Source organism: Saccharothrix coeruleofusca, from assembly GCF_014648515.1.
In the GTDB taxonomy this organism is placed as follows: domain Bacteria; phylum Actinomycetota; class Actinomycetes; order Mycobacteriales; family Pseudonocardiaceae; genus Actinosynnema; species Actinosynnema coeruleofuscum.
In genome coordinates, this window is record NZ_BMRG01000014.1 from 152,615 (window position 1) to 177,706 (window position 25,092).

General features: G+C 68.8%; 28 protein-coding genes and 3 pseudogenes. 16 read left to right on the plus strand and 15 right to left on the minus strand.

Features of this window, described 5'->3' with window-relative positions; translation table 11 throughout:
* Positions 1-335: 335 nt before the first annotated feature.
* The 5 genes and pseudogenes from IEZ00_RS38190 to IEZ00_RS27345 form a co-directional block, all read right to left on the minus strand.
* Positions 336-827, minus strand: a pseudogene (locus IEZ00_RS38190) (AMP-binding enzyme); the annotation flags it as partial.
* Between the two features lie 77 nt (positions 828-904).
* Positions 905-1,750, minus strand: a complete 846-nt coding sequence (locus IEZ00_RS38390) for a tetratricopeptide repeat protein (RefSeq protein WP_506347074.1) — start codon at positions 1,748-1,750, stop codon at positions 905-907.
* Positions 1,747-2,865 (minus strand): oxidoreductase, encoded by a 1,119-nt coding sequence (locus tag IEZ00_RS27335; RefSeq protein ID WP_189226204.1) that lies wholly within the window; start codon positions 2,863-2,865, stop codon positions 1,747-1,749. Before IEZ00_RS27335 ends, IEZ00_RS38390 begins: the two co-directional genes overlap by 4 nt.
* A gap of 1 nt (position 2,866) precedes the next feature.
* Positions 2,867-3,487, minus strand: coding sequence for a class I SAM-dependent methyltransferase (locus IEZ00_RS27340; protein WP_189226205.1), 621 nt, complete (start codon positions 3,485-3,487; stop codon positions 2,867-2,869).
* 98 nt (positions 3,488-3,585) lie between these two features.
* On the minus strand, positions 3,586-5,019 hold the full coding sequence (locus tag IEZ00_RS27345) for an MFS transporter (protein ID WP_189226206.1): 1,434 nt from the start codon (positions 5,017-5,019) through the stop codon (positions 3,586-3,588).
* Between the two features lie 84 nt (positions 5,020-5,103).
* On the opposite strand from IEZ00_RS27345, the gene IEZ00_RS27350 reads away from it, so the two are divergent.
* Entirely contained in the window at positions 5,104-5,706 is a 603-nt protein-coding gene (locus IEZ00_RS27350; RefSeq protein WP_189226207.1) for a helix-turn-helix domain-containing protein, read from the plus strand.
* Positions 5,707-5,827: 121 nt separating this feature from the next.
* Here IEZ00_RS27350 and IEZ00_RS27355 read toward each other — a convergent pair whose 3' ends face one another.
* From IEZ00_RS27355 to IEZ00_RS27365, 3 genes and pseudogenes are all read right to left on the minus strand, one after another.
* On the minus strand, positions 5,828-6,574 hold the full coding sequence (locus IEZ00_RS27355) for an HAD-IC family P-type ATPase (protein ID WP_373293207.1): 747 nt from the start codon (positions 6,572-6,574) through the stop codon (positions 5,828-5,830).
* Between the two features lie 1,648 nt (positions 6,575-8,222).
* Positions 8,223-8,981: pseudogene (locus IEZ00_RS27360) on the minus strand (IS256 family transposase); the annotation flags it as partial.
* 275 nt (positions 8,982-9,256) lie between these two features.
* A complete protein-coding gene (locus IEZ00_RS27365) occupies positions 9,257-9,742 on the minus strand; it encodes a DUF4396 domain-containing protein (RefSeq protein WP_189226208.1) in 486 nt (161 codons plus the stop codon).
* A gap of 162 nt (positions 9,743-9,904) precedes the next feature.
* On the opposite strand from IEZ00_RS27365, the gene IEZ00_RS27370 reads away from it, so the two are divergent.
* The 7 genes from IEZ00_RS27370 to IEZ00_RS27400 all read left to right on the plus strand — a co-directional run bounded on the left by IEZ00_RS27370 (position 9,905) and on the right by IEZ00_RS27400 (position 15,903).
* Complete coding sequence (locus IEZ00_RS27370) at positions 9,905-10,282, plus strand: hypothetical protein (protein ID WP_189226209.1); 378 nt, start codon at positions 9,905-9,907, stop codon at positions 10,280-10,282.
* A 52-nt stretch (positions 10,283-10,334) separates the two neighbouring features.
* Positions 10,335-10,955, plus strand: a complete 621-nt coding sequence (locus IEZ00_RS27375; RefSeq protein ID WP_189226210.1) for a DUF305 domain-containing protein — start codon at positions 10,335-10,337, stop codon at positions 10,953-10,955.
* 353 nt (positions 10,956-11,308) lie between these two features.
* Positions 11,309-11,590, plus strand: coding sequence for a metal-sensitive transcriptional regulator (locus IEZ00_RS27380; protein ID WP_189226211.1), 282 nt, complete (start codon positions 11,309-11,311; stop codon positions 11,588-11,590).
* A gap of 35 nt (positions 11,591-11,625) precedes the next feature.
* Positions 11,626-11,835, plus strand: a complete 210-nt coding sequence (locus IEZ00_RS27385) for a heavy-metal-associated domain-containing protein (protein ID WP_189226212.1) — start codon at positions 11,626-11,628, stop codon at positions 11,833-11,835.
* An 11-nt stretch (positions 11,836-11,846) separates the two neighbouring features.
* Positions 11,847-12,785 (plus strand): DUF8832 domain-containing protein, encoded by a 939-nt coding sequence (locus IEZ00_RS27390; protein WP_189226213.1) that lies wholly within the window; start codon positions 11,847-11,849, stop codon positions 12,783-12,785.
* A 31-nt stretch (positions 12,786-12,816) separates the two neighbouring features.
* Positions 12,817-15,057, plus strand: coding sequence for a heavy metal translocating P-type ATPase (locus tag IEZ00_RS27395; protein WP_189226244.1), 2,241 nt, complete (start codon positions 12,817-12,819; stop codon positions 15,055-15,057).
* 57 nt (positions 15,058-15,114) lie between these two features.
* Positions 15,115-15,903, plus strand: coding sequence for an alpha/beta fold hydrolase (locus IEZ00_RS27400; protein WP_229796142.1), 789 nt, complete (start codon positions 15,115-15,117; stop codon positions 15,901-15,903).
* Here IEZ00_RS27400 and IEZ00_RS37220 read toward each other — a convergent pair.
* The 5 genes from IEZ00_RS37220 to IEZ00_RS27430 form a co-directional block, all read right to left on the minus strand.
* Positions 15,900-16,049 (minus strand): hypothetical protein, encoded by a 150-nt coding sequence (locus tag IEZ00_RS37220; RefSeq protein WP_229796143.1) that lies wholly within the window; start codon positions 16,047-16,049, stop codon positions 15,900-15,902. The two genes, IEZ00_RS27400 and IEZ00_RS37220, sit on opposite strands and share 4 nt — an antisense overlap.
* A 317-nt stretch (positions 16,050-16,366) precedes the next feature.
* Positions 16,367-16,495 carry a hypothetical protein gene (locus IEZ00_RS38395; protein ID WP_506347075.1) on the minus strand — a complete coding sequence of 43 codons (129 nt, stop codon included), beginning with the start codon at positions 16,493-16,495 and terminating at the stop codon, positions 16,367-16,369.
* The gene (locus IEZ00_RS38195) at positions 16,440-17,210 is read right to left on the minus strand and encodes a TetR/AcrR family transcriptional regulator (protein ID WP_506347076.1); all 771 of its coding nucleotides are present in this window, start codon (positions 17,208-17,210) and stop codon (positions 16,440-16,442) included. Before IEZ00_RS38195 ends, IEZ00_RS38395 begins: the two co-directional genes overlap by 56 nt.
* A 123-nt stretch (positions 17,211-17,333) precedes the next feature.
* A complete protein-coding gene (locus IEZ00_RS27425; RefSeq protein WP_189226217.1) occupies positions 17,334-17,909 on the minus strand; it encodes a TetR/AcrR family transcriptional regulator in 576 nt (191 codons plus the stop codon).
* Positions 17,910-17,928: 19 nt separating this feature from the next.
* Positions 17,929-19,335 carry an MFS transporter gene (locus IEZ00_RS27430; RefSeq protein WP_189226218.1) on the minus strand — a complete coding sequence of 469 codons (1,407 nt, stop codon included), beginning with the start codon at positions 19,333-19,335 and terminating at the stop codon, positions 17,929-17,931.
* A 137-nt stretch (positions 19,336-19,472) separates the two neighbouring features.
* Between IEZ00_RS27430 and IEZ00_RS27435 the strand changes: the two genes are divergently transcribed.
* The 8 genes and pseudogenes from IEZ00_RS27435 to IEZ00_RS37870 all read left to right on the plus strand — a co-directional run bounded on the left by IEZ00_RS27435 (position 19,473) and on the right by IEZ00_RS37870 (position 23,084).
* On the plus strand, positions 19,473-19,835 hold the full coding sequence (locus tag IEZ00_RS27435) for a BlaI/MecI/CopY family transcriptional regulator (protein ID WP_189226219.1): 363 nt from the start codon (positions 19,473-19,475) through the stop codon (positions 19,833-19,835).
* On the plus strand, positions 19,832-20,326 hold the full coding sequence (locus IEZ00_RS27440; RefSeq protein ID WP_189226220.1) for a hypothetical protein: 495 nt from the start codon (positions 19,832-19,834) through the stop codon (positions 20,324-20,326). The genes IEZ00_RS27435 and IEZ00_RS27440 overlap by 4 nt, the downstream gene beginning before the upstream one ends.
* 159 nt (positions 20,327-20,485) lie before the next feature.
* Complete coding sequence (locus tag IEZ00_RS27445; RefSeq protein WP_189226221.1) at positions 20,486-20,827, plus strand: DUF8616 domain-containing protein; 342 nt, start codon at positions 20,486-20,488, stop codon at positions 20,825-20,827.
* Between the two features lie 46 nt (positions 20,828-20,873).
* Complete coding sequence (locus tag IEZ00_RS27450; protein ID WP_189226222.1) at positions 20,874-21,266, plus strand: hypothetical protein; 393 nt, start codon at positions 20,874-20,876, stop codon at positions 21,264-21,266.
* A gap of 416 nt (positions 21,267-21,682) precedes the next feature.
* Positions 21,683-21,976: a transposase gene (locus IEZ00_RS27455; protein WP_189226223.1), complete on the plus strand. Its 294-nt coding sequence runs from the start codon at positions 21,683-21,685 to the stop codon at positions 21,974-21,976.
* Between the two features lie 72 nt (positions 21,977-22,048).
* Positions 22,049-22,432: an IS3 family transposase gene (locus IEZ00_RS38200; RefSeq protein WP_189226224.1), complete on the plus strand. Its 384-nt coding sequence runs from the start codon at positions 22,049-22,051 to the stop codon at positions 22,430-22,432.
* Positions 22,366-22,953: pseudogene (locus IEZ00_RS27465) on the plus strand (DDE-type integrase/transposase/recombinase); the annotation flags it as partial. The gene IEZ00_RS38200 and the pseudogene IEZ00_RS27465, both read left to right, overlap by 67 nt.
* Complete coding sequence (locus IEZ00_RS37870; RefSeq protein WP_268248857.1) at positions 22,950-23,084, plus strand: hypothetical protein; 135 nt, start codon at positions 22,950-22,952, stop codon at positions 23,082-23,084. The pseudogene IEZ00_RS27465 and the gene IEZ00_RS37870, both read left to right, overlap by 4 nt.
* Positions 23,085-23,151: 67 nt before the next feature.
* Here IEZ00_RS37870 and IEZ00_RS27470 read toward each other — a convergent pair whose 3' ends face one another.
* Together IEZ00_RS27470 and IEZ00_RS27475 are read right to left on the minus strand one after the other, a co-directional pair.
* Positions 23,152-23,421, minus strand: coding sequence for a hypothetical protein (locus IEZ00_RS27470; RefSeq protein WP_189226226.1), 270 nt, complete (start codon positions 23,419-23,421; stop codon positions 23,152-23,154).
* Between the two features lie 175 nt (positions 23,422-23,596).
* Positions 23,597-24,691, minus strand: coding sequence for a serine hydrolase domain-containing protein (locus IEZ00_RS27475; protein ID WP_189226227.1), 1,095 nt, complete (start codon positions 24,689-24,691; stop codon positions 23,597-23,599).
* Positions 24,692-25,092 lie beyond the last annotated feature (401 nt).

Genomic DNA, 25,092 nt, shown 5'->3' on the forward strand with positions numbered 1-25,092 from the left:
ACGTCCACCGGGTTGCCCGGCAGGCCCAGCACCCCGGCGAGCTCGGCCTGCGGGCGCAGCAGGGCCTCGGCGTAGGTGGCGACGCCGTGCACCGGGCGCCGTCCGTGCAGCGCGAGCGCGCGGGGCAGCAGGTCCTCCTGGGAGTCGGCGACGAGAAACTCGCCGTCGAACCCCGCCCGGTCGTGCCACCACCGGCGCACGGGCCTGGGGTCGGCCCCGTTGGCCAGGTACAGGCAGCTGACCCGCCGGGTGACCGCCGCGACCGGCAGGACGGTCTCCAGCGGGGAGAGGCCGTCCTCCCCGGCCAGCATCAGCAGGTGCGGGCTGTCGGTCACGGGGGCGGGCAGGGCCGCGCGGTCCGGTTTCCCGTTCGCGGCCAGCGGCAGTGCGTCGAGCGGTACGAAGGCCGCCGGCACCGCGTACTCCGGCAGCGCCGCCAGCACGGCCCGCCGCAGCTGGGCCTGCGCGACCTCGTCCGCCTCGAACACGACGTAGGCGACCAGCCGCGCGTCGCCCGGCACGTCCTCCCGGGCCACGACGACCACGCGGGACACCCCAGGGTGCCCGGCCAGCACGCCCTCCACCTCGCCGGGTTCGGCCCGGAAGCCCCGGACCTTGACCTGGTCGTCGGCGCGGCCGACGAACTGCAGCACGCCCCGGTCGGTCCAGCGCACCACGTCACCCGTGCGGTACAGCCGCCCGCCGGTGCCGAACGGGTCCGCGACGAGCCGCTCCGCCGTCGCGCCCGGCCGGCGCCAGTAGCCGCGGGCCACGCCCGCGCCGCCGACGTACAGCTCCCCCGGCACGCCGGGCGGCACCGGCCGCAGGGTTGGGAGTCACCACCGACAACGGGATCAAACGCGGCTGACGGGTGCAGCACCCGTAGCCGTAGTCACTCAGTTAGTCACTCACCGGCGTGTGAGACGGCTACAAGATCGGAAAGAAGACCGAACCCCTGAACGGAAAGAGCCCACTCCACCTCAACGCTGCATGAGGTTGGAAAAGGCTCACTGTCAGGCGCACTGGCTGCTGGGCGAGAACGAGTATCAGCGCCACAGTTGGTGGCGGTAGATGGTGATGAGGTTCTACGCGGTCTCGCTGTCGGTGTGATCGGCGCCCAGTACCCGTCCCAGGTCGGGCAGTAGCTCCTCCAACGCCGTGATGGCTCCGGCCAGGTCGCCGGTTTCCTTCCGCTACAGGCCGACGGTGCCGCGGATGTCGAGTGTGGTCGGGTGATCGACGCCGAAGACGCGCACCTGATCTGGAGCAGTCGCTCGAACGCGGTGAGAGCGCCAGCCGGATCGCCCGCTTCGCCGCGCATGGTGGCCATCACGTGACGGCAGGCCAGCACGTGAGGATGGTCTGTCCCAAGGACCCTCAATAGGTCGCGCAACAATTCCTCCAACATGCCCACGGCGCCCGCCGGGTCGCCGATCTTTCCGCGCGGAAGCGAAAGCTCGGCGGGCGGCGAGTGCGGTCGGGTGGCCTGCCCCGAACACGCGCAGCAGGTCGGGCAGCAGTCCTTCGAACGCGGACAGCGTGCCGGACGCGTCACCCTGTTCCGCGCGCGAGCGGACACGGAGAAGACCGCCCGGTTCGTCGGGAGCGTATGCACGCTTTCGACCGCGGTGAGGCCACCGCAACACGGGCTCGGCCCTGACGGTGGAGTGCTTCGCGCTCGGTCCATCATCGTCGTCGACATCCGAGCTGGGCGGCCACCTTCCCGGGTTTGGATGACGATGCGCCTCATTGGTGGTGCGGCTGGTCTACCTCAATGCCCCCGTCCGGCGCGTTGTCGGTCAGGTAGTCCGTGTATCCGGTTGCGCCGCCCGCGTAGAACGTCGTCTGGTCCGGGACGGTTTCCGGACGATCGGTTTGCCAGCGTCGGGGTAGATCGGGGTTGGCGATCGCGGCGCGTCCGACGGCGACGGCGTCGGCGTGTCCGGCGTCGACGAGAGCGGCGGCTGTGTGCCTGTCGGTGACCGCGGAGAAACCGGTGTTGACGATCATCAGTGAGCCGGAGGTGCGCCGGATGTCCTGGACGACGGCGCTGCCGGCGACGGGGTGGATCATGCTTACGTAGGCGAGAGGGCGCTGGCGGAGGCCACGGAAAAGCGCGGCGTAGGTGGCCGAGACGTCCTGCTCGTCGGGCTCGAGCGCCCCCTGGATGTTGGCCCCGGGCGAGACCCGAATACCGACGCGGTCCGCGCCTATCTCGTCGGCGACAGCCTCAGCGACGTCGATGACGAAACGCGCCCGGCGGTGTGGCGACCCTCCGTACTCATCGGTGCGGTGGTTGGTGGATGGTGCCAGGAACTGCTGGAGGAGGTATCCGTTGGCGCTGTGGAGTTCGACGCCGTCGAACCCCGCACGGCGTGCGCGCCTGGCTGCCTCGACATGCGCCTCGATGAGCCGCGAGATGTCCTGGGAGGTGGCGGCGGTCGTGCTGTGCGCGGAGTGGCGGCCGTGGTGGTCCTCGAAGGGGATCGCGGAGGGGGCGAGCGCGGTCTCGGTACCTGTGACCTCGAGGTTCGCGACCCGGCCTGCGTGCATGAGCTGGGCGAAGATCGGCGTACCGTTTGCATGCACCGCGTCGGTGACGGCGGCCCACCCGTGTTCGTGTGCGTCGTCGACGAGTCCCGGCTGGTTCGGGTAGCCGCGTCCCTCCTGGCTGGGGTAGACGCCTTCGGTGACGACGAGGCCGAACCCGGAACGTTGCGCGTAGTACTCGGCCATGAGCGGGGTCGGTGTCCCGTCCGCGGCGGCGCGGCGGCGTGTCATCGGGGACAGCACGAGCCTGTTCTTGAGGCTCACGGCTCCGAGGCCGAGGGGCTGCCACAGTCGCGAGGTGGTCAGAGTGGTCATGTCATGCTGCTTTCCGTCGCATGGCGACGATCGTGTCGGTGACTTCCGCGCGTTGCCCGCCTGGGCCGGTGGCGAGGCGCGTTCGCGTGTCGAGGAGCTCGGCGTGCCATGCGGAGCCGAGGTCGAGCGCGTCCGCGACCTGCTGGGGCGTCGGGTGCGCGTGTGAGACCGGGTTCCAGGACCACGGAGCGCTGGAGCCGTGGTCGACAATGATCAGAGCCCCGCCGGGCTCGACCGTCTCGGCCGCTCGTCGCCAGATGCTGTCGCGTCCGGGGGCGTAGAAGAAGCTTCCGAAGACCAGGTCGAAGGGACCAGCCGGCAGCGGTTGGGTCGCGGCGTCTCGACGGATCGCATGGACCCGGTCCGAGAGGCCTCTTTCCGTCGCGTGCCTGGCGATTCTGTCGACCGCCGTCTGCGCGACGTCGACAGCCGTCACGGTCCATCCTTCGGCTGCGAGCCAGAGCGCGTCCCCGCCGTGACCGGCCCCGAGTTCCAATGCCGCGCCCGCGCCGGGGAAGAGCGCGCTGATCGTGTCGACCATCGTCTGGTTGGGGGAGGTCCCCCATGCCGGGTCGAGTGTGCGGTAGTGCTGCTCCCAGAACTCCGCGTCGTATCCGACCATTCGCCGTGTCCGTCCTCTCGTGCTCCGGCGGCGGAGCCGCCTTGCTCCAGGTTCGTCGTCAGATGCGTGGTTGGCAAACCTACTTGCAACCTTCGCAATCAGTTCGGCTCCTCGGAACGAGGACTCCTGCTGGTGGGGATCACCACGAGAGCGACGACAGCCGAGATGGCGTAGAAGGCGGTGGCGACGAGGAATGTGGACCGTAGGGCCTCGGGGGAGATTCCGTCGAGTTCGGGGTGGGCTGTGGCGCCGATGACGTAGATGCCGTTGAGAAGGGCGACGCCGACAGCGCCGCCGATCTGCTGGGTGACACTGAGCATGGCGCTGGCCACACCCACATCGCCCGCAGCGACGCCCGCGACGACGCTGCTGTTGAGCGGGGCGAACACGAAGCCGATGCCGGCTCCCATCACTGTGGTCGAGACCAGGACGCCGGCCAGGGCGTCGGGCAGGGCGATGATCACGGCGAGGCCCGCCATCGCGATGGTCGCGGTCATGATCCCGCCGACCAGCACGGTCTTGGCGGAGAGCCGCCGCACGAGCGCTGGGACGAGCAGGGAGGCCAGTACGAGCGCGGCGCTGAACGGCACGATGACCGCCCCGGTGAGCAGAGGGCTGAAGGCGAGGTGGTCCTGGAGGTAGTACGGCAGCAGGAGGAACATGCCGAACATGCCGGCGGTCGTGAAACCCGCCATCAGATATGCCCCGCCACGGGTTCGGTCGGCGACGATGCGCCTGGGCAGAAGCGGGTTGCTCGCGCGTCGCTGCCGCCCGACGAATGCTCCGATGAGGAGCAGCGCACCGGCGAGGAAGGCGTACGGAGTCGGGGAAGCCCAACCGCCCGGCTCGGACGCGATGCTGAAGGCCGCCACCAGTGCGGAGGAGCCGATCGTGGCGAGTACGGCTCCGGGGATGTCATGCCGTCCACCGGCCTGAGGGCGGACGCGGACGATCGTCGGCAGGCCGAGGACGAGCGCGAACAGCGCGATCGGCACGTTGATGAACAACGACCAACGCCACCCGAGGGTCTCGGTCAACGCCCCGCCCAGAAGCAGCCCGATCGCGCCGCCACTTCCCTGGGCCGCGGCGAAGACCGCGAACGCGCGCGCTCGTTCGCGGGGCTCGGTGAACGTGATCGCGACCAAGGACAGCGCAGCCGGCGCGAGCGCAGCGGCGAAGACGCCCTGTAGTGCACGTGCCGCGATCAGCATCCCCGGTCCCGTTGCCAGACCGCCGATCAGTGACGCCACAGCGAACCCGCTCAGCGACACCATCAGGACCCGCTTGCGCCCGACGTGGTCAGCGATCCGGCCGCCGAGGAGCAGCAGGCCGCCGAAGGTCACCGCATAGGCCGTCACCGCCCACCCGCGTGCGGTGTCGCTGAGCTCCAACTCCTGCTGCATCCGGGGCAGTGCGATGTTGATCACCGAGGCATCCAGCACGACCATCAGCGCGGCGGTCGTGATCGCCGCCAACGCGATCCATCGTGCAACCGGGGTCCGCGTTGTCTCGACCTGCACGAACGAGCTCATGTGCTGGGCTTCTCCATCGTGAGCGGGAACGAAGTACCCAGACTGCGTCCGTAAGGCACAAGACAGCAACTACAGTTGCGAAACATGCAAACGACACCGGATCGTGCCGATCGCCGGGAAGGCCTCGTCGAGACCATGCTCGGAGCCGTCGGGCCGCGCCTGCGCGAACTGCGACGACAACGGCAGATGAAGCTTTCCGACGTCGCTGACGTGACCGGGCTTTCGACCAGCACGCTCTCGCGACTCGAGTCCGGGCACCGCCGCCCCACGCTGGACCTGCTCATTCCCCTGGCCCAGGTCTACCGGGTCGCCCTCGACGATGTCGTCGGCGCCCCACCCACCGGGGATCCCCGCATCCACCTCAAGCCGATCCGCCGGCACGGGCGCGTCTACCTCCCGCTGACCCGGTCCGGTGCCCCCGTGCAGGCGTTCAAAGTCGTTCTCCCGCCCCGCGGGGACGGAAAACCCGCGAAGCAGTCCACCCACGGCGGCTACGAATGGCTCTATGTCCTCAGCGGCTCGGTCGACCTCGCTCTCGGGACGCAGGTCACGACTCTGGTCGTAGGCGACGCTGCCGAGTTCGACACGCGGCAGCCGCACAGCATCACCGGCAGCAGTGACACCGCGTCAGAGATCTTGACGCTGTTCAGCCCACAAGGAGAGCAGATCCACATCCGTGACGCCTGACGATCTCTCCACGACTTCCAGTTGCGGAGTTCGCAAACAGGCTTACGACCACTAGCCTGGCGTCTGACGCTCGTCGATACGCGCACGAACATGCGATAGGGCAACCTCGACCAGCAAGGACTTATCCGTCAGTGCCATCGGGTACGGCGCTCCGCAGGGCGAGGCTTCGCGTTCGACGGGCGGTCTCGACCGCGTCGGCGAGTCGGTCGATCCGGTCGTCCAGGATCACCGCGTCGGCGGCTTGCGCCGCGGCGGTCGATCCGCGGGAGCCGAGTGCGGCGTTGATACCGGCGGCGGCCAGTGCGGCCGTGTCGTTGATGCCGTCGCCCACCATCGCGGTGATCCCGTTCGACCGGGCCTCGCGCACACGGGCGATCTTGTCCGTGGGGGTGGCGTTCGCTTGGACCTGGTCCATGCCGAGCATGCCTGCGACTTCGACCGCGTTGTCCACGTGGTCGCCGGTGAGCAGCACGACTTGCCGGATACCCGCGGTGCGCAGCCGGTGCATGGTGCGTGCGGCATCGGTCCTGATCCGGTCGCGTACGAACAGCGCGGCCAGAGGTTCGTTGTCGCGGCACACCCAGATGACGCCGGCGAGATCCAGCCGCCCCTTGCGCACGGCGCCGCGCACCCAGGCGGACATCGCCGCAGCGGGGTCGAACCGTCCCACCTGGACGGTTCGACCGCTGATGTGGCCGGAAGCGCCCTGACCGGGTTGCTCGGTCACCGATTCCGCAGGCAACGGCCGCACGCCCGCCCGTGCGGCGGCGCGCACCACCGCTGCGGCGAGCACGTGGGGCGAGTACTGCTCGACCCCGGCCGCGAGCGCCAGAACCCCCTCGCGGGTCGTGCCCGGCGCGCACACCACGTCGACGATCTCCGGCCTGGTCCGCGGAGTTCGATACCGCCAGCCGCCAGCTCGCCGACCTCGCCCGCGACGGTCACCTCAAGCGGTCTTGGCGCACCACTTCATCTTCCACGCCAACCGCGCCGGACCCTCCGGACCCGACCAGGCCACCCTAGCGGCACTGGCCGCCAACGCCGTCTTCCATGCCGATTCACCGAGCGCGCCTTCCCAGCAGACACCAGCCGGGACCACCTTCGACACCGTTAGGGTTCCCGCAAAGACATCCACTGCCAGTGACACTTCCACCGGCTCCGCCGACGAACTCCGTGCCCAGCTCGCCGACCGCCCCGCGCGAGCCCGCACGTCCTCGTGCTCCGGAACATGGTCGAGCATGTAAGCGTCCGGGCACCTGTCCAGGCCCAGGGAACGCCCCGCGTGCGCGGGGCCGAGATCACCAGGGCGCGGCGGCCCATGCAGTCCTGCGGAACACCCCCGCGTGCGCGGGGTGGTCCCCGAGGGAACCTGCGGCGTCGCGACCGCCCAGGTGTTTCCCGCGCGAGCGGGGTGGCCCTCAGCGGGCATGAACCAGTGGCGGGCGGGTTCGTTTCCTCTCTGGCGGTTTCACAGGTGAAGTAGTGGGACCGGAGAACCGTCGCCCGGCCGATGCCGGTGGCTGGCGGTCGGGCCACCCCGACGGAGTAGGCCATACCCGACGACGGTGCTGGCACACCGGGTTCTCCCCGCCTGGAGACAAGCAGTCGATGTTGTTCACGTTCGCGCAGGCGCGACCCGCGCAGCAGAACCTGCGCCGCTACACAGTCGTGTGCACGAGTCGTGCCGCCGGACCTCGCGGGCTCCCTGGTACCGCGCAAGCTCACGCTGCGTGTGACGGCGACTGCGGTTGGCCAGTGCACCGGCCGTGGACCGCAGGTGTATCGCCTGGTCAATGTGCTATTCGAAGCGATTATCAGGACTGGCGATCGGGGCGGGAGAGCCGCCAACGCAGTGGCCTGCCGCGCTCTGAAGCGGGGAACCGCTGACCGTTGCCGGAGGGCGCACCCCAGCGCAGGGGAGAAGGCGTCGACCTGGACAAAGGCTTCCGAGAGGCAACCGAAAATCCCGTTCGACATGGAATTGGTGTGCCGCGCAGGCCGTATTCCACATACCGGACACGAAGGACAGGAGCGGCGACCTGCGACAGTCTGCGCCTTGTCGGAGCAGTCTGCCATCCGGCATGATTGCGCCGAACGGAGGTATTGAAGGGGCTTGATCAACCGAGAGGGTCATTTTGTCGGCCCAGGGGCCCGGACTGGTGATCCGACGAAGCGGGGGCTGCTTTCCGGGAGCATGTCTGCACACTTACACGAAGACATGCGTTCCGTTATTTATCGGCACCGGAGACATTTTCGTCGGATACAGGAACCGCATTCCTGATTCGTTCGAATCTGTGCCGACAAGTCGCCCACCAGGTCTTGTCGCAGTACCGGAGCACCACCTCGACCGACTACGGAGTTGTCCACACCAAATCTGGGACGGTCGAGATGAGAAGGATGTTCCACATTGGTGCGGCCATCGGTGCCGCGCTGGGCCTGCCGCTGCCGATCACAGCCTCCGCCGAGGCGGGGATGCAACCGGAGGTCGACAGGGAGGTGGTCGAGGCCGTTCAGGCCAGCATGAGCACGTCGGCGACGCCGCGGTTGCGCAGCTCGGTGAGCACGTGCAGCCAGTATTTGGCGCCTTCGCCGCCGTCGCCAGCCCAGATCCCGAGGATGTCGCGGTGCCCTTCGCAGGTCACGGCCATCGCCATGTAGATCGGCCGGTTGGCGATCTGGTCGTCGCGGATCTTGACGTGGATGGCGTCGATGAAGACCACCGGATAGACCGGGTCGAGTGGCCGGTTCTGCCATTCGACCATGCCTTCGACCACCTTGCCGGTGATCGTGGAGATGGTCTGGCGGGACACCTCGGCGCCGTAGACCTCGGCCAGGTGCGCGGAGATCTCGCCGGTGGTCAGCCCTTTGGCGGACAGGGAGATGACCATCTCGTCGATACCGGTGAGGCGTTTCTGTCGCTTGGCCACGATCCGTGGTTCGAACTCGGCGTCGCGGCCGCGCGGCACGTCGATCTGCACCGGTCCGACGTCGGTGAGCACGGTTTTGAAGCGGGTGCCGTTGCGCGAGTTGCCGGTACCCCGCCCGGCCGGGTCGTGCTTGTCGTAGCCCAGGTGGTCGGTGATCTCGCCTTCCAGCGCGGACTCCAGCAGCCGCTTGGTCAGCTGCTGGAGCACTCCGTCCTCACCGGTGAGCTTCAGGCCACCGGCCTGGGCCCGGCTGACCAGTTGGTCGACCAGCTGCTCGTCCGGGCCGTCCAGGGCGGTCTCGGGCTTGATGTCCTCGGCGTTCTCCACGCCGGACATCATCTCGGTCATCAGGTGCACATCCTTGATCAGGAGTTACACCGCTCGTTTTACAGTCCCCCCGATGATCGAGGTGTCCATGATGACCATGAACGGAGCCGCGGCGATGAGGGTGAGCGCCCACCACCTGCGCCGGGCCGACTGATCCATATTAGACACTTAGACACTCTGTACCAGTAAGGGGTATGAGCAGGACAGATGTATGCCATGTCCGCGAATGCGCTTATCCCGGCAAAATCAGGATCGAGGAGGGAGGTGACCGCGAAGCTCTCACGGCCACCTGCCACTCAGTGCTGGTGGTGACCTTCGTGGCCGCCACCGTGGTACTGGTGCACCACCGCGTGTCCCTTGCCCCGCGAGATCAGCCAGCGGTTGACGGGGACCGTCACGACGAACGCCACGGCGAGCGCGAAGACGAGGCTGCCCCAGAACAGCCAGCTCGCCAGTCCCGCCTCCATCGCACCGGGCACGAGCAGCATCACCCCGTTGTCGACGATTTCCATGACGGCGATCGACACGGTGTCGGCGGCGAGGGCCACACCGATCGCGGCGCGCAGCGGCAGGCCCGACTTGACCACGGGGCGGATGGTGAGCGCGTAGCCGAAGACGAAGGCCAGGGCGACCGCGAGCACGATGGTCGACAGGTCGGACCAGCCGAGCGCGGTACCGATCACCATGCCGAGCACCTCACCGATGGCGCAGCCGGTGAGGCAGTGCAACGTCGCCGAAACGGCCAACCTCGTCAGACTCTGCTGTGCGCTGCCGTGCTCCATGACTTTCCCCTTCGAGTCGGGTACCCCTAGGGGGTATCTCGGTGAGCAGGTTACGCCCATACCCCCCAGGGGTGTCAACACCGATCTGCACGCTCAGGGTGGGCCACGCGGAGCGGAGACTCGCAAACGTCGGCGATGGGATCTACTAGGTACGATAGTGGAATGAGTGAGAGCATGCAGCGAACAGCGGCCCAGTGGGCCCTGCCCTGCCTGCTCTTCCTCGGCATGATCGGCATGCACCACGTCAACGTGGACATCGAGATGCCAGCCGGGCACGTGGCCATGACTTCCACAACGAGCCCTCATGGTCACGCACCGGACAGACCAGGCCCCTCGCCCGCGCACGAGGTGCTGCACCTGTGCATGGCGATCCTCGGCACCGCGGTCTCGCTACTGCTGCTCGGCTGGCTGCTGCTGCGCGTGATGCGCCCCGACCAGAGCAGGGTCCCCATCAGACCGGGCCTGCTCCGCGCACCGCAGCGATCCCCTCCGCTGGGCGGCCGCACGCTTCTGGACTCCTCGTGCGTGCTGAGGTTGTGATCAACACCGCTTCCACAGTCGGTCGCACCCACAGCACGGAAAGTTGCACATGATGCGGAAATCTCTGATCGGTTTCGGTGTCGCCGGCGTTGCCGCGGCCACGCTCCTCGCAGGCTGCGGCGGCAACGACATGGCGGACATGCGGCACGACACGACCACCACGGCGCTGTCCGCCGCTTCGGCCCGGCAGGACGGGCACAACGAGCAGGACGTCAAGTTCGCACGGGACATGATCGGCCACCACCAGCAGGCACTGGACATGGCGGCGATGGTGCCGGGCAAGAGCACGAACCGCGAGGTCATCGACCTCGGCAAGCGGATCGCGGCGGCACAGGAGCCCGAGATCAAGAAGATGACCGAGTGGCTGGCGAAGTGGGGCGCCGCTCCCTCGACGTCGACGCCGGACACGGACCACGGTGCAGGTCACGGCACTGGCCACGGTTCGATGCCGGGGATGATGACGGCCGAGGAGATGGCCAAGCTCAACGGTGCCACCGGTGCGGATTTCGACCGCATGTGGCTGGAGATGATGATCAAGCACCACCAAGGCGCGCTCGCCATGGCCAAGACGGAGCAGGGCGAGGGTGCCAGCACCGAGGCCAAGGAGCTCGCCGAGGAGATCGTCAAGGCCCAGCAGGCCGAGATCACCGAGATGCGGGGCTTGCTGAAGTAGAGCTGCCCCGGTGGTGAAACGCCGGACGGAGGATTCGACGCTCCGTCCGGCGTTCTTCTCCCCGCAGCGGGGAACCACGGCGAGGCAACTGGCTGGCAGGGGGACATCAGCCGGTCTCTACTATATCCGATAGTAGAATGCACAGCAGTTCGCACACTCGACATGCAACCAACACCTTTCACGCACCGCGTTCGACCCGACACCGAGAGCGACACCGCGCGCATACCCCCTACCTGTATCGCTGAACCTCTTGCACACCCATACCCCCCATGGGTATAAATGAGGCAAGCGCCCGCCGTTCCCCCGGTCCTCCTCGACCGGCCGCGCGGCGGACCGATCGACAGGAGCGGTAGATGCACGGCTACACCGACAACAAGGACGACCACCTGCGACGCTTGCGGCGCATCGAGGGTCAGGTGCGCGGGCTGGCACGGATGGTCGAGAACGACGAGTACTGCATCGACGTCCTCACCCAGATCTCCGCCGCCACCAGGGCGTTGCAGTCGGTTTCGCTCAACCTGCTCGACGAGCACCTCAAGCACTGCGTGAGCCAGGCGGTGGCCGAGGGTGGCACGACCGCGGACGACAAGATCGCCGAGGCCAGCAACGCCATCGCCCGCCTGGTCCGCTCCTGATTCCGACGTTTCCAACCACATCTGAGGAGCACCCGATGTCCGAGTCCGTCTTCACCGTCAGCGGCATGACCTGCGGGCACTGCGTCAGCTCGGTGACCGAGGAGATCAGCCGGATCGACGGCGTGCAGAACGTGGCCGTCGAGCTCGACAGCGGCAAGGTCGCCATCACCAGCGCCCTGCCGGTCGCCGAGGACGACGTTCGAGCCGCCGTCACCGAGGCCGGCTACACGCTGGTCGACAGCTGAAGGAGAGCCGGATGAACACCGCCACGAAGGTGGCCGCCTACGCGGGTGTGCTGGCGATCGTCTTCGGCGGCGCGTGGGCTGCCGGCGCCGCCGCCGGACCGTTCGGCGAGGAGAACAGGCCGAACGCGGTGGAGCACGGCGCCGAGCAGCCCGCCTCCGGCGGGACCAACGCCGTGAGCAAGATCCCGCCAGGACTTTCGGCCGCGGAGAACGGGTACGTGCTCGACCTGGCGCAGAACACCCTGCCGACGCAGACGCAGCAGACCTTCAGTTTCAAGATCGGGGAGGTCGGCGGCGGCACCGTGACCGAGTTCGAGGTGGAGCACGAGAAGAAGCTCCACCTGGTGCTGGTGCGCCGCGACGGCTCGGGCTTCCAGCACGTGCACCCGGAGATGGCCGCGGACGGCACCTGGTCGGTCCCGCTCTCCTTCCCCGCTGCCGGGAGCTACCGCGTCTTCGCGGACTTCAAGCCGACGAACGGTGCAAAGACCACCCTGGGAGCGGACGTCCAGGTTGCAGGCGGCTACGAACCGCAACAGTTTGCCGAGGACACCCGTGAGTCCGCCGTGGACGGCTACGTCGTCCGGCTGAGCGGTGAGCTCAAGGCAGGAGCCGGGTCCACCGTGACCGCCACCGTCACCAAGGACGGCGAGCCGGTCACCGACCTGCAGCCCTACCTCGGCGCGAACGGCCACCTGGTCGCGTTGCGCGCGGCCGACCTCGCCTACCTGCACGTGCACCCGGAGGACGGCCCCGGCGCCGGTCCGGACGTGAAGTTCGCGGTCGAGGTGCCGACCGCAGGCCGGTACCGGTTCTTCCTGGACTTCCAGCACGGCGGCGAGGTTCGCACCGCGAGCTTCACCCTCAGCACCAGCGGCACCGCACCCGCGCCCGCACCCACGACCGCCTCGCCCACGCACGCCGACGACCACGGTGGTCACGGTGGCTGAGCACGACACCATCGAAGAGGAGGCGCGTTCCATGAGCTCACCGGCAAGTGAGATCGAACTGTCCATCGGCGGCATGACCTGCGCCTCCTGCGCCGCGCGGATCGAGCGCAAGCTGAACAAGCTCGACGGCGTCCAGGCCACCGTCAACTACGCCACGGAGAAGGCGCGGGTCAGCTTTCCGGACTCGCTGACCGCCGAGGACCTCGTGAAGGTCGTCGAGAACACCGGGTACACCGCCGAGCTCCCCGCTTCCCCGAAGGCCGACGAGCAAGGTGAGGAAGCGGACCCGACCCTGCCCCTGCGGCAGCGGCTGATCACTTCCATCCTCCTGAGCGTGCCGGTGATCGCCATGGCGATGATCCCGGCACTGCAGTTCGAGTACTGGCAGTGGCTGTCCTTGACGCTCGCCGCCCCGGTGGTCGTGTGGGCCGCGTGGCCGTTCCACCAGGCCGCCTGGACCAACCTGCGGCACGGTGTGGCCACGATGGACACGCTGATCTCCCTCGGCGTGGGGGCGGCGTTCCTGTGGTCGCTGTACGCGCTGTTCCTCGGCACGGCGGGCGTCCCGGGCATGACGCACGGCTTCGACCTGACCGTCCAGCGCATGTCGGGTGCGGGCAACATCTACCTCGAGGTCGCGGCGGGCGTCACGACGTTCATCCTCGCCGGCCGGTACTTCGAGGCGCGGTCCAAGCGTCGCGCCGGTGCGGCTCTGCGTGCACTGCTCGAGCTCGGGGCCAAGGACGTCGCCGTGCTGCGCGACGGCCGCGAGGTCCGCATCGGCGTGGACGAGCTGCGGGCCGGCGACCGGTTCGTCGTCCGTCCCGGCGAGAAGATCGCTACCGACGGCGTGGTGGAAGAGGGCAGCTCCGCCGTCGACATGAGCATGATCACCGGCGAGTCGGTGCCGGTCGAGGTCACCACCGGTGACGGCGTGGTCGGTGCCACGGTCAACGCGGGCGGGCGGCTCGTGGTGCGGGCCACGCGGGTCGGCGCGGACACCCAGCTCGCGCAGATGGCCAAGCTCGTCGAGGACGCGCAGAACGGCAAGGCCGAGGCGCAGCGCCTGGCCGATCGGATCTCCGCGGTGTTCGTCCCGATCGTCATCGCGCTGTCCGTCGGCACGCTGGCGTTCTGGCTGGGCGCGGGCACGGGCGCCTCGGCGGCCTTCACCGCCGCCGTCGCGGTGCTGATCATCGCCTGCCCGTGCGCACTCGGCCTGGCCACGCCCACCGCGTTGCTGGTGGGCACCGGTCGCGGCGCACAGCTGGGCATCCTGATCAAGGGCCCGGAAGTGCTGGAGTCGACCCGGCGCGTCGACACGGTCGTGCTCGACAAGACCGGCACGGTCACCACCGGCCAGATGAGCCTGGCCGAGGTACACGCCGCCGACGGTGTGGACGAGGAGCAGCTGCTGCGCCTGGCCGGTGCTCTGGAGCACGCCTCCGAGCACCCGATCGCCAGGGCCATCGCCGCCGCGGCCGCCGAGCGGGTCGGCGACCTGCCCGAGGTGGAGGGCTTCCAGAACCTGGAAGGCCTCGGCGTGCGGGGCGTCGTCGGCGAGCACGCCGTCCTGGTGGGCCGGGCCCGCCTGCTCGACGAGTGGAGCGTCCGGCTCGGCGAGGACCTCGCGACCGCCAGGAAAAAGGCCGAGGAGAAGGGCCGCACGGCCGTCCTGGTGGCGTGGGACGGGGAAGCGCGCGGCGTTCTCGTCGTCGCCGACACGGTCAAGCCCACCTCGGCCGAGGCGATCGCGGGACTGCGCCTGCTCGGTCTGCGCCCGGTGCTGCTCACCGGGGACAACGAGGCCGTGGCGAGGTCGGTCGCAGCCGAGGTCGGCATCGACGAGGTCGTGGCCGAAGTGCTGCCGAAGGACAAGGTCGACGTGGTCAAGCGCCTGCAGGGCGAAGGGCGGGTCGTCGCGATGGTCGGCGACGGCGTGAACGACGCTGCCGCGCTCGCCCAGGCCGACCTCGGGCTCGCGATGGGCACCGGCACGGACGTGGCCATCGAGGCCAGCGACCTCACGCTGGTGCGCGGTGACCTGCGGGCCGCTGTCGACGCGATCCGGCTGGCGCGCCGGACGCTGGGCACGATCAAGGGCAACCTGTTCTGGGCCTTCGCCTACAACGTGGCCGCCCTGCCCTTGGCCGCGCTCGGCCTGCTCAACCCGATGATCGCCGGAGCCGCGATGGCGTTCTCCTCGGTGTTCGTCGTGAGCAACAGCTTGCGCCTGCGGGGCTTCCGCAGCGCCAACAAGGACACCGTCTGATCCCGTGGTCCGGCTCGCACCCGCGAGCCGGACCACGTCCACGCTGAGGGGGCAGTGGTGCAGGACAGGTACGTCACGAGGGCCGGTGCGAAGATCGCGTACGAGATCACCGGGTCCGGTCCCGTTCTCGGCTACGCCCACGGCGTGTTCCTCAGCCGCGCGGCTGTGCGCAGGCTTCATCTGCTCGACTTCGACGCCCTGGCTGCCGGTCGTCGGCTGCTGACCTACGACCAGCGCGGCCACGGCCACTCGACGGGCCGGCCGATCGCCGACGACTACCGCTTCGAGAACTTCACCCTCGACCTGCTCGCGTTGCTGGACGAGCTGGACGTGAACGAGCCGATCGACTTCATGGGCTCCTCGCTGGGCTGCGACGTCGCACTGCGCGCCGCCATCACCGCCCCCGACCGCTTCCGCCGCCTCGTCCTGATAATCCCCCCGGTTGCCTGGGAGGAAGGGCCCGATCAAGCGCGGCGGTGGTACACCGACAGCGCCGAGGCGATCGAGTCCAGCGGCCCGGCGCGGTGGAGGCGGGAATGGGCGCAGCAGCCGCCGCTGCCGATCTTCGCCGACTACCCGGCGTTCACCCTGGCACCGGACATCCCCGACGAGCTGCTCGCCCCGATCCTGCGCGGTATCGGCGAGTCGGACCTGCCCGCACAGGACGCGATCGCGGCACTGTCCCAACCTGCGCTGATCCTCACCTGGGACACCGACCCATTGCACCCCGTCTCCACCGCGCAACGACTCCACGAACTGCTCCCGGACTCCACGCTGCACGTGTCGAGCACGGTCGCCGACGTGCAGACCTGGTCCCACCGCATCACGGAGTTTCTGGTCCGCTAGGACGCGGGTTCCCCGTCGAGGTCCTCGTCCTCGCGCTTCGCCGGGTCGAGCACGTTGCTCGCGAGCTCAGCAGGCACCGCGACCCCGCCAGGGCCGCCCGCGGCAACCCACGCGACGACCTGCCCTGTGACCTCGTCGCTCAGCACACCGCCAAACCACACCGGCCTCACGCCGTCCGCACGCGCGGACAACGACGGCCGCACCACCAGGACGTTGGAGAAGTCGCAGAGTCAAGGCAGTCAGCGATCTGCACCCGCTCCTCCCCCACCGCCTCGCGCAACGCGCGCAGCTGACCTTCGTGGTCGAAGCCGGGGTGCTTCTTCTCGGTACCACAACAACAACCGCGGCACACGGTCAGCCTACTCAAGTCGCTCGCGTGCTCGAATGCTACCTGTCGGCCACCTGCACGAGTCGGTGCCTGGTATTGAATTCGCACGAAACAAGATCGTATTAAGACGACATCTCACGTGGTTGGTCCCGTGAGTCGTTTGAAGCAGGTCAGGGCTGCGGCGGGGGTGAGGAGGCCGCAGTAGTTGTCAGCGCGCCGTTCGTAGCGGACGGTCAGACGGCGATAGCCGGTCAGCCACGAGATGGTGCGTTCGACGACCCAGCGGTGGCGGCCCAGCGGTGGCGGCCCAGCCGCTGGGAGGAGTCGACGCCCTCGCGGGCGATGCGCGGGACGATGCCGCGATGGCGTAACCATCGGCGGAGATCGTCGATGTCGTAGGCCTTGTCGGCGTGCAGCTTCGCGGGCCGAAAACCGGCGCGGCCCGCGGCGGGAGCGGATGCGCGGGATGGCCATCAGCATGGGCTTCCAGCGCCTGGTTGTCGTGCGGGTTCGCGGCCGAGACCCCGACCGCCAACGGCAGTCCGGCGCGGTCGGACACGATGTGGATCTTCGAGCCCGGCCTGCCGCGGTCGACCGCGTTCGGCCCGGTCATGTCGCCCTTTTTCGCCCCGAGGCCGGCGTCGAAGTGGCCGCGCGAGCCGTGCGAGATGGCCGCGAACGCTTCGAGGACCGCTTCGAGACGTCGGACCGACCCGCTCGCGCCGTCCCGAACGGCCGTCAGGTGTGCGAGGTGGTGCGCGATGCGCTCACCGCGCCAGGCGCGGAGGATCGCTTCGACGTCGGGGAAGTACTTGTAGAGCGTGGCGCGCCCGATGCCTGCCTGCTCGGCGATCCGCGACATCGTCACGTTCAGGAGGCCGCGTTCCGCCACCAGCGCCGCGGTCGTGGCCGGGATCGCCCGCCGCACCTCGAGCCGGTGCGCCTCGATCGTCTCGTCCCACAGCTTCGGCACGGCCACATCCGACAGCGGACGTCACGCCCCTGCGGTCACCGACCCTCGTGCTGCACGCCTCCGGCGCGCTCGTGGTGCTGGTCGTCGCGCTGGTCCTCGCGGTCTACAAACCTCGGGGCGTCACCGGACTCAGGATCTGAGCGCGGGCAGCAGGGTGGCTTCGAGCACGTCTGCCGCCTCCTCCGCCTTGAGTTGCCCCGAGTTCACGTCCTCGGCCGCTGCGTGCAGCAGGCTGTAGACGGTGGTGACGAGCCAGCTGATCGGCAGGTCGGCCCGGATCACCCCCTCCTGCTGCCCACGTGCGAGGAGCCCCTCGACGTGGTCGACGACCTCGCGGTGGCGTTGACGCAGCTGAACCGAGCCGAGTTCGCGCTGGGCGAGGTCGAACAGCTTGCGGTGCTGGTCGAGCACGTGCCACGACGTCCGCAACAGCCGCCGGAGCGCTTCCACGGCGGAGCCCTTGGCCAACTCGGCTTCCGCGATGATCACGCCCGCCTCGGCGATGGTCCGGTCCAGCACCGCCTCCAGCAGCACCTCGCGGGACGCGAAGTGGGCGTAGAGCGTGACCCGGCCGACGCCGGCCGCGCGCGCGATCGCCGCCATGCTCGACTGCGGCTCCTCGGTAAAGACCGCCAGAGCCGCGTCGAGGATGGCGGCGATGTTGCGTTCGGCGTCGGCGCGGCGCCGGGTCTGCGTGGTGGCCACGACCGAAGCCTACGGCCGATCAGTGCGCGAACACCGGACCGTCCGTCGCTGGCGGACGCCCCGCGGGCACGAGCAGCGTCGCGCCGACCGCGATGACGGCAGCGGCGACCGCCGTCGCGGTGAACGCCGCGGCGAAGCCTCCGACGGCATCTCCGCCGCCCTGCAAGCCCAGGGCCGCGATGGTCGACACGACCGCGATGCCGAGGGTGGCGCCCAACTCGTGCCCGGTGTTGATCAGGCCGGAGGTCGTCCCGGCGTCATTCGGTCCGGCGTGCGCCATCGCGGTGGTCGTCGCCGTGACGAACGTGGCACCCAGGCCGAGTCCGGAGACCACAAAGCCGGGGAGGACTGCGAACACCGCATTTCCCGAGTCCGGCACCTGTGCCAGCAGCACCGCACCCACTGCGGCCAGGCCGAAGCCGGCGGCGACGACGGGTCGTCCACCGAACCGGCTCACGGCACGAACGCCAACGTGGGTGCCGATTCCGATCACCAATGCCACCGGCAGGAAGATCAGGCCCGTCTCGAGCGCGTCGAGCCGCAGGACGTGCTGCAGGTACTGGGAGTTCAAGAAGAAGTTCGCCAGCAACAGACCGGACGCGGCCAACATGACCAGGTTGCCTGCCACAACGGGACGCCGGGTCAGCAGCTCCAGCCGGACCAGCGGCTCGGCGACCTTGCGCTCGACGACGACGAACACCACGAGCAGAACGAGGCCCGCCACCAGGACGTAGGGCGTGCTCCCACCACTCCAGCCGGTGTCACCCGCGCGCACGAGCGCGTAGATCAGCGCACCGACCGCCAGCACCGCGATCAAGGCGCCCGGAACGTCGACCTTGCCCCGAGACCGTTCGCCTCGGCCGGCGGGCACGAGCCGAGGCAGCACGGCGGCCACGAAAACCCCGACCGGCACGTTGATGAAGAACACCCACTCCCAGCCGGGGCCCGCCGCGAACAGGCCGCCCAGCAGGACACCGACCGCCGCACCCGCTCCGGCGATCGCGGCCCACACGCCGAGCGCGCGATTCCGGTCCGGCCCGTGGAAGGTCGTGGTGATGATCGACATCGCCGCGGGCGACAGCATCGCCGCACCCACACCCTGCACGGCGCGCGCCGCGACCAGGGCCGTGGCGCTCTCGGCCAGCCCGGAAGCGAGTGACGCGACCGTGAACACCGCCAGACCGGCCAGGAACACGCCCCGTCTGCTGATCGCGTCGGACAGCCGGCCGCCGAGCAGCATCAACCCGCCGAAGCAGAGCGTGTACGCGGTGACCACCCAGGTCAGCGCCTCGCGGTCCAGATCGAGCTCAGTCGCGATCACCGGCAGCGCGACGTTCACGACCGTCACATCCAAGATCACCATGAACTGGGCGAGGCACAGCAACACCAGCACCCACCAGTTCGCCCGCACGACCGTCTGACTCATGCTCACCCCTCAAGTTGAACACCTCTGTTCGACTTAAGTTACGTCATGCGCGACCACAAGTCGAACAGTTATGTTCAACTTAGGATGCCGCCTCGGTGGGCAGGCATACTTCTCGTTCTGCTGGAAGGACGTGAGTGATGCACGGGCTTGGTGAGCTCGAAGCCGCAGTGATGGACGTGCTGTGGCACGACGGTGGACCACTCAAGGTGCGCCAGGTGCTGGAACGGCTCGACACCGGCAAGAAGCTCGCCTACACGACCGTCCTCACCGTGCTGGACAACCTGCACCGCAAGAACTGGGTGACGCGCGAGTTCGAGGGCAACGCCTACCGGTACCAGCCCAGGGTCAGCCGCGCCGAAGCCGCCGCGAACGCCCTGCGCGAGGTGCTCATCGCCTCCGGCGACCCGGAAGCGGCGCTGCTCCACTTCGCGCAGTCCGCTACCGAGGAGGAGTCTGCGGTGCTGCGTCGAGCGCTGCGCAGGAAGGCCTCGGGGCGATGACGGTCGCACTGGCGCTGCTGCTCGGGTCCACCGTGATGGGCTGGCTCGCGCCGCGCGTGCTGTGTCGGCTCAACGACCCCCTGGTCGCCTTGGTCGCGTGGATCACCTCGGTCATCGCCGTCGTGGCCACCTCGACCACCGCAGTGGTACTGCTCGTGGTGCCCGAGCACGGCCTCGGCGTCCTCGACTCCCTGCACCACTGCTGGGACGCGGTGCAGCACGGCACCACACCCATGATCGAAGTGGTCAGCGGCCTGACCGGCGGCGCACTGCTGGCCGCGCTCCTCGTTCGCCTGGCGGTCATCGGCGCCCGCAGCGCACGACGCCGTGCCCGCGTCCGCGAGGACCACCTCTCGGTGCTCCGCCTGGCCGGACGCAAGCAGGCCGGTCCACATCCGACCCTGTGGCTCGACCACGACCGCCCTCTTGCCTTCACCTCGCAGGCAAGCCCGGCGTCGTTGTCGCCACCGAAGGCCTGCACCACCACCTGACCCCCGACGAGGTCGAAGCCGTACTGCACCGCGAGCGAGCCCACCTCAACGGCCGTCACCACCTGCTGGTCGCCGCCGCGGACGCCGTCGCCACCACACTGCCCGTACTACGACAACTACCTCGCCAACGACCAGGGCATCGTCTACCGCGATGACCGGATGTCGATCGGCGATGACCCGGAGACCCAGCGGGTGCGCGACAACGTCCGCAACGAGGGACACCACGACGTGGTCGTGCACGGCTCGTCCGACGGCTGGCCGGCCCCAGGGCACGGGCACCCCCCGGAGCAGATCGTCGAGGCGATCAGGAACAACCCGCACCGCGATCCCAACCAGCCAATTCGGTTGTTGGCCTGTCACAGCGGCAACGACGTGGGCTGGGCTCAGCACGTGGCGGACCGGCTCGGCGTGCCGGTCATGGCCCCGGTGGACGCGGTCGGTGTCGCCCGCAGGCCCGACTCCATCGCCAGGGTGCGCGGACACGAACCGGGCGAGGGCTGACGCTGATTCCTGCCGAACTACAGTGGGAGTTGACCGAGCGCAATGGATGATGGATTTCGTGGCTGAGCTTCGCCCTGTGGGCATCTACGCCGAGTCCTACGCCCGGCCCAGGCCGGATCCACCTTCGGTCCGGCAGCAGCCGCTGGGGATCGCCGACCGCGCACGAGTCGTCGACTACATGCGGGCGGTCACGCCGGCATTCGACGTGCTCGACGTGACCGTGGACCTGGTCGACGGCACCACGAAGATCAGGAGTGGCTCGTCATTGGTGACCGACGGGGTGTGGGTTTGGCGCACCGACTCGATTCGGCACCTCGCCGCACACGGTCTGCCGATCGACCCTGATTTCCTCGAACACGTCCGTGCCCGCGACTACCGGACGCCCAAGGACGTCGAGGTCACCGACGAGCTCGAGGACGCCCTTCTGCGCTACTACTGACCCTGTGGATCCGTGGGGTTGCCAGAACTCCGCACTCGGACGTTGGGCTGCGGTGATCGCCCATCATGTGCCGTGGGGGCATGATCGTGGAACGTGGCACTATGACTGCTATACCTGATCCTCGTTCGACTCGGTGACTGGCTGGTGCTCCTCGGACGGTCCACCGCGGCCAAGGACGTCGAATTGCTGGTGCTGCGGCACGAGGTCGCCGTATCGCGCCGCACCAACCCCCGCCCCCGGTTGGGGTGGGCCGATCGCGCGGTTCTCACCGCGGTGGTCCGACGCTGTGCCTGCCGATAACGTCATCCACGCAGGTAGAGGGCACACCAAGCCCAAGACCTTGGAGCGCTCTGATGTTGTCCCCTTGAAGCGGACGCCTTGATCCCAGACAGCGGTCCGGGAGAAGGATGCCCTCCGTGTCAGGCAAGTCGAAGTACCCCGAGCAGTTCCGCAGGGACGCCGTCGAGCCGGCCCGCTCCTCGGACCGGCCGTTGCGGCAGGTCGCCCGCGAACTGGGCGTGAACCACGAGACGCTGCGCAACTGGGTCCGCACCGCCGAACAGGCCCAGGCCGCTGCGCCGGTGGGCGGCGTGTCGGCCGATGAGCGCCAAGAGCTGCGGGAACTGCGCGAGCGGGTGGCCGAGCTGGAGTTGGAGAAGGACATCCTGCGCAAGGCGGCCGCGTATTTTGCCAAGGAGATGGGACGTTGACCCGCAGCTACCGGTTCATCTGGCGAACACCGCGCCGCCTTCGGCGTCCCCCGGCTGTGCAGGGTCCTGGGCGTGCGACGCCCCGGCTTCTACGAATGGCTCGCCGCCGCCCCGACCAGGACGCAGCGGGCGAAGGCGGACGAGCGCCTGGCCGCCGAGATCGCCGAGGTCCAAGCGGGTCACCGGGGCGCCTACGGGCGTCCGCGGCTCGTCGTCGCGCTACGCCGCCGGGGCCGTCGGGTGAACCACAAACGGGTCGGGCGGGTCATGCGCGAGCGCGGGATCATCGGACTCACCCGCAGACGGCGCAGGTCGCTGACCAGGCCCGACGCGGTTGCGGCGCCGGTGCCGGACCTGATCGACCGGAACTTCACCGCCCTGCGCCGGGAAGGCGGTTGGTCGGGGACATCACCTACCTGCCCACGCCGGAGGGGTGGCTCTACCCGGTCACGGTGATCGACCTGCACAACCGCGAGGTCATCGGGCACGCGATGGCCGACCACATGCGCGCCGAGCTGGTCCGAGACGCCCTCGACCTCGCCGTCCGACGCGACCTGATCAGCGATGACGCGATTTTTCACGCCGATCGCGGGACTCAATACACCTCCGGACTGTTCCGCTCCGCGCTCGCCGGTCACGGCATCCGCCCGTCGGTGGGGCGGACCGGGTCGTGCTTCGACAACGCGGTCGCGGAATCGTTCTTCGCCACACTCAAGATCGAGATCGGCACCACCGTCCGGGGACACCCGCGACGACGCCCGACGCGACGTCTTCTCCTACCTCGGCTACTACAACCACGACCGTCTACATTCGACACTCGACTGCCGCACCCCGCACGAAGTCCGTATCGACTATCGTCAATGTCTCATCCTCGTGGCATGAAATCCGGCGTCCGGTTCTCGGGGACAACCTCAGTCCAGGGCCAGCTGGCGCCATGCCACGACCTGTTCATCGACGGTGGCTTGCTGACCCGGTGAGGATCAGCAAGCCAGGTGCGGATCGTCAGGTCGAGGCGCACGGCAACCAGCCCGCGCGCAGGGAAGCGCTGCAGCCGGCAAGCCGTCCGCTGTGGTCGCTGACGCTCGTCGCGTACACCGCAGCCCGGTGACCCGGTACCGTGCTCGAAGGCCGCAGTGACCGGCAGCGCCTTGGATGCGGCCGGATGCGGGCGGGACTCAGGGGGCCGCGATTGCGTTCACCCGGGTACCTCGTGCAGCGAACCCTTTCGCGGCGACCAGTGCCAGCGCGCTCACCGCACTCTTCGTCGCGACGCGAAGTTCGGCGTACGGCGGATGGGGCACCGAGCCGGCGGTGGCGACCTCGATGATCGAGGCCGGTCCAAGATCGCCTTGCCGGCAGACAATCCGCTTCAGGGCTTCTGGCGCGACGTCGCCCTCGGCACAAGTCACCCGTTGTTCACCTCGTGCATCGTGGCCGAGGGTCATGGCCCGAACCCCGAAATCATGCGTCACCACGCCGCCGTTGCCCGGCTGTGGAGCTCCACAGCCGGGTAGCGGCGGCGCTGAGTGGGTTCTACGATCGACATGCTGTTCACGCGGACAGGGGCGTACGGGCGCGAGCCGCCACGGCTCGACCGCCTCCGGGTCGTCCGATGCAGGTTCAGCTGGTGTGGGATCGAGTCACGGTGTGCGGAACCGGTCGATTGAGCATCCGGCAGGTGAGTGCCGTGTCGGCGTCGGATACGACCTGGGTGTAGCGGGCTTCGCCTTGAGGTGTCGCGGTGATGCCAGGCGTGGCGGTGACATCGGCGACGGCGGTGCGTTTGCCATCCTCGGTGGCGGTGGCCCTGGTGTGATGGCCTCGGGTGGTGCCGCCGTGGGCCCAGACGGTGCCGCATACCGTGTCGAGGCGGAACAGGCCTAGGCCGTAGCCGCCCGGAACGCCGACTTCCTCCGGGAGTGGGACTGTGGTCTTCATCTGGGTCAACGCCGCCGGTGAGAACAACCTGCCACGCAGCAGCGCGGACAGGAAGCGGGACACCTCGTCAGGGGTCGAGATAATTGCGCCGCCGGCACCGGCCCAACCGCCCAGCGGCCGATCGGACACGTCCACGTAGGTGGGAGCGGGATCGCCGAACGAGACGGAATAGCCGCGGGCATATCCGGGGCCGGTGTTCTTCGCGTACGGGTCGGGATAGTAGGTGTGCCTGAGGCCGAGAGGCACGGCGATGTTCCGGCGTACCAGGTCTGACATGGTCTGACCGGTTACCCGCCGCAGCAGCATGCCGAGCAGGACGTAATTGGTGTTCGAGTAGTTCCACCCCTGGCCGGGTGGGAAGACGGGCCCATGGGCGAATGCGATGTCGAGCAGTTCCTGCTCGGTCGCGACGTGATAGGGGTCCTGTTCCATCCGGACGAAGTAGCCAGGGTCTGCGATGTACTGGAACAAGCCGCTGGTGTGGTTGAGCAGCATCCGGACCGTGATCTCGCCGCCGCCGGGCACGACGCCTGGCAGGTAGCGATCGATGGAAGCGTCGAGGTCGACTCGGCCGCGGTCGACCTGTTGCAGCACGAGCGTTGCGGTGAATGCCTTGGTGACGCTACCGATCTCAAATTGATCGCGGCCCGTCATCGGTCGTCCGGTGGCCCGGTCCGCCACCCCCGCGGCGGTGACGGTCATGCGTCGGCCGTCGTCAACTCGTGCGGCATATCCGGGCACCCCGCTGTCCAGCACCTGGCTGGCGACGTCGCGCATGGTGGGATCAGAAGACGGCTCGGCGGCGGCTGCGAGGGACGGGCCTGCGCTGACAAGTGCGGCAGCTACGGTCAGCGCGAGGGCAGCGCGCCCGAAGCCAGGGAGAGTCGCCGCCTTCGTGGCGCGGGGCGTGAGAACAGCGGGCATGGCATCCGTTCCTTCGTGGCAAGGGTGGGTGGCGGTGGGGCACCGAGATCGCCACTTCCGGCGACGTCCGGCCTCCCTCATGGAGACCCACACGATTTGGCCTGTGTACTACGGACTCTTAGTCGGTACTTCAGGCGGAATAGTTCCAATCGATGCACGCCGACCTGAGTCGTTGATCGTTATTCATAGCTTCTGAGCTGGGCTGGTAGCGCAACAGCCCTGTCCGGGTAGGGTCGGTTTCCTTCCACAGAAAC

What these genes read in the sequence shown, in the direction of transcription:
- IEZ00_RS38390 (WP_506347074.1), bottom strand. Translation starts at nt 1,750, where the DNA reads ATGAGGCGCATCGTCATCCAAACCCGGGAAGGTGGCCGCCCAGCTCGG.
- IEZ00_RS27335 (WP_189226204.1), bottom strand. Translation starts at nt 2,865, where the DNA reads ATGACCACTCTGACCACCTCGCGACTGTGGCAGCCCCTCGGCCTCGGA.
- IEZ00_RS27340 (WP_189226205.1), bottom strand. Translation starts at nt 3,487, where the DNA reads ATGGTCGGATACGACGCGGAGTTCTGGGAGCAGCACTACCGCACACTC.
- IEZ00_RS27345 (WP_189226206.1), bottom strand. Translation starts at nt 5,019, where the DNA reads ATGAGCTCGTTCGTGCAGGTCGAGACAACGCGGACCCCGGTTGCACGA.
- IEZ00_RS27350 (WP_189226207.1), top strand. Translation starts at nt 5,104, where the DNA reads ATGCAAACGACACCGGATCGTGCCGATCGCCGGGAAGGCCTCGTCGAG.
- IEZ00_RS27365 (WP_189226208.1), bottom strand. Translation starts at nt 9,742, where the DNA reads ATGGAGCACGGCAGCGCACAGCAGAGTCTGACGAGGTTGGCCGTTTCG.
- IEZ00_RS27370 (WP_189226209.1), top strand. Translation starts at nt 9,905, where the DNA reads ATGAGTGAGAGCATGCAGCGAACAGCGGCCCAGTGGGCCCTGCCCTGC.
- IEZ00_RS27375 (WP_189226210.1), top strand. Translation starts at nt 10,335, where the DNA reads ATGCGGAAATCTCTGATCGGTTTCGGTGTCGCCGGCGTTGCCGCGGCC.
- IEZ00_RS27380 (WP_189226211.1), top strand. Translation starts at nt 11,309, where the DNA reads ATGCACGGCTACACCGACAACAAGGACGACCACCTGCGACGCTTGCGG.
- IEZ00_RS27385 (WP_189226212.1), top strand. Translation starts at nt 11,626, where the DNA reads ATGTCCGAGTCCGTCTTCACCGTCAGCGGCATGACCTGCGGGCACTGC.
- IEZ00_RS27390 (WP_189226213.1), top strand. Translation starts at nt 11,847, where the DNA reads ATGAACACCGCCACGAAGGTGGCCGCCTACGCGGGTGTGCTGGCGATC.
- IEZ00_RS27395 (WP_189226244.1), top strand. Translation starts at nt 12,817, where the DNA reads ATGAGCTCACCGGCAAGTGAGATCGAACTGTCCATCGGCGGCATGACC.
- IEZ00_RS27430 (WP_189226218.1), bottom strand. Translation starts at nt 19,335, where the DNA reads ATGAGTCAGACGGTCGTGCGGGCGAACTGGTGGGTGCTGGTGTTGCTG.
- IEZ00_RS27435 (WP_189226219.1), top strand. Translation starts at nt 19,473, where the DNA reads ATGCACGGGCTTGGTGAGCTCGAAGCCGCAGTGATGGACGTGCTGTGG.
- IEZ00_RS27440 (WP_189226220.1), top strand. Translation starts at nt 19,832, where the DNA reads ATGACGGTCGCACTGGCGCTGCTGCTCGGGTCCACCGTGATGGGCTGG.
- IEZ00_RS27445 (WP_189226221.1), top strand. Translation starts at nt 20,486, where the DNA reads ATGTCGATCGGCGATGACCCGGAGACCCAGCGGGTGCGCGACAACGTC.
- IEZ00_RS27450 (WP_189226222.1), top strand. Translation starts at nt 20,874, where the DNA reads ATGATGGATTTCGTGGCTGAGCTTCGCCCTGTGGGCATCTACGCCGAG.
- IEZ00_RS27470 (WP_189226226.1), bottom strand. Translation starts at nt 23,421, where the DNA reads ATGACCCTCGGCCACGATGCACGAGGTGAACAACGGGTGACTTGTGCC.
- IEZ00_RS27475 (WP_189226227.1), bottom strand. Translation starts at nt 24,691, where the DNA reads ATGCGCGACGTCGCCAGCCAGGTGCTGGACAGCGGGGTGCCCGGATAT.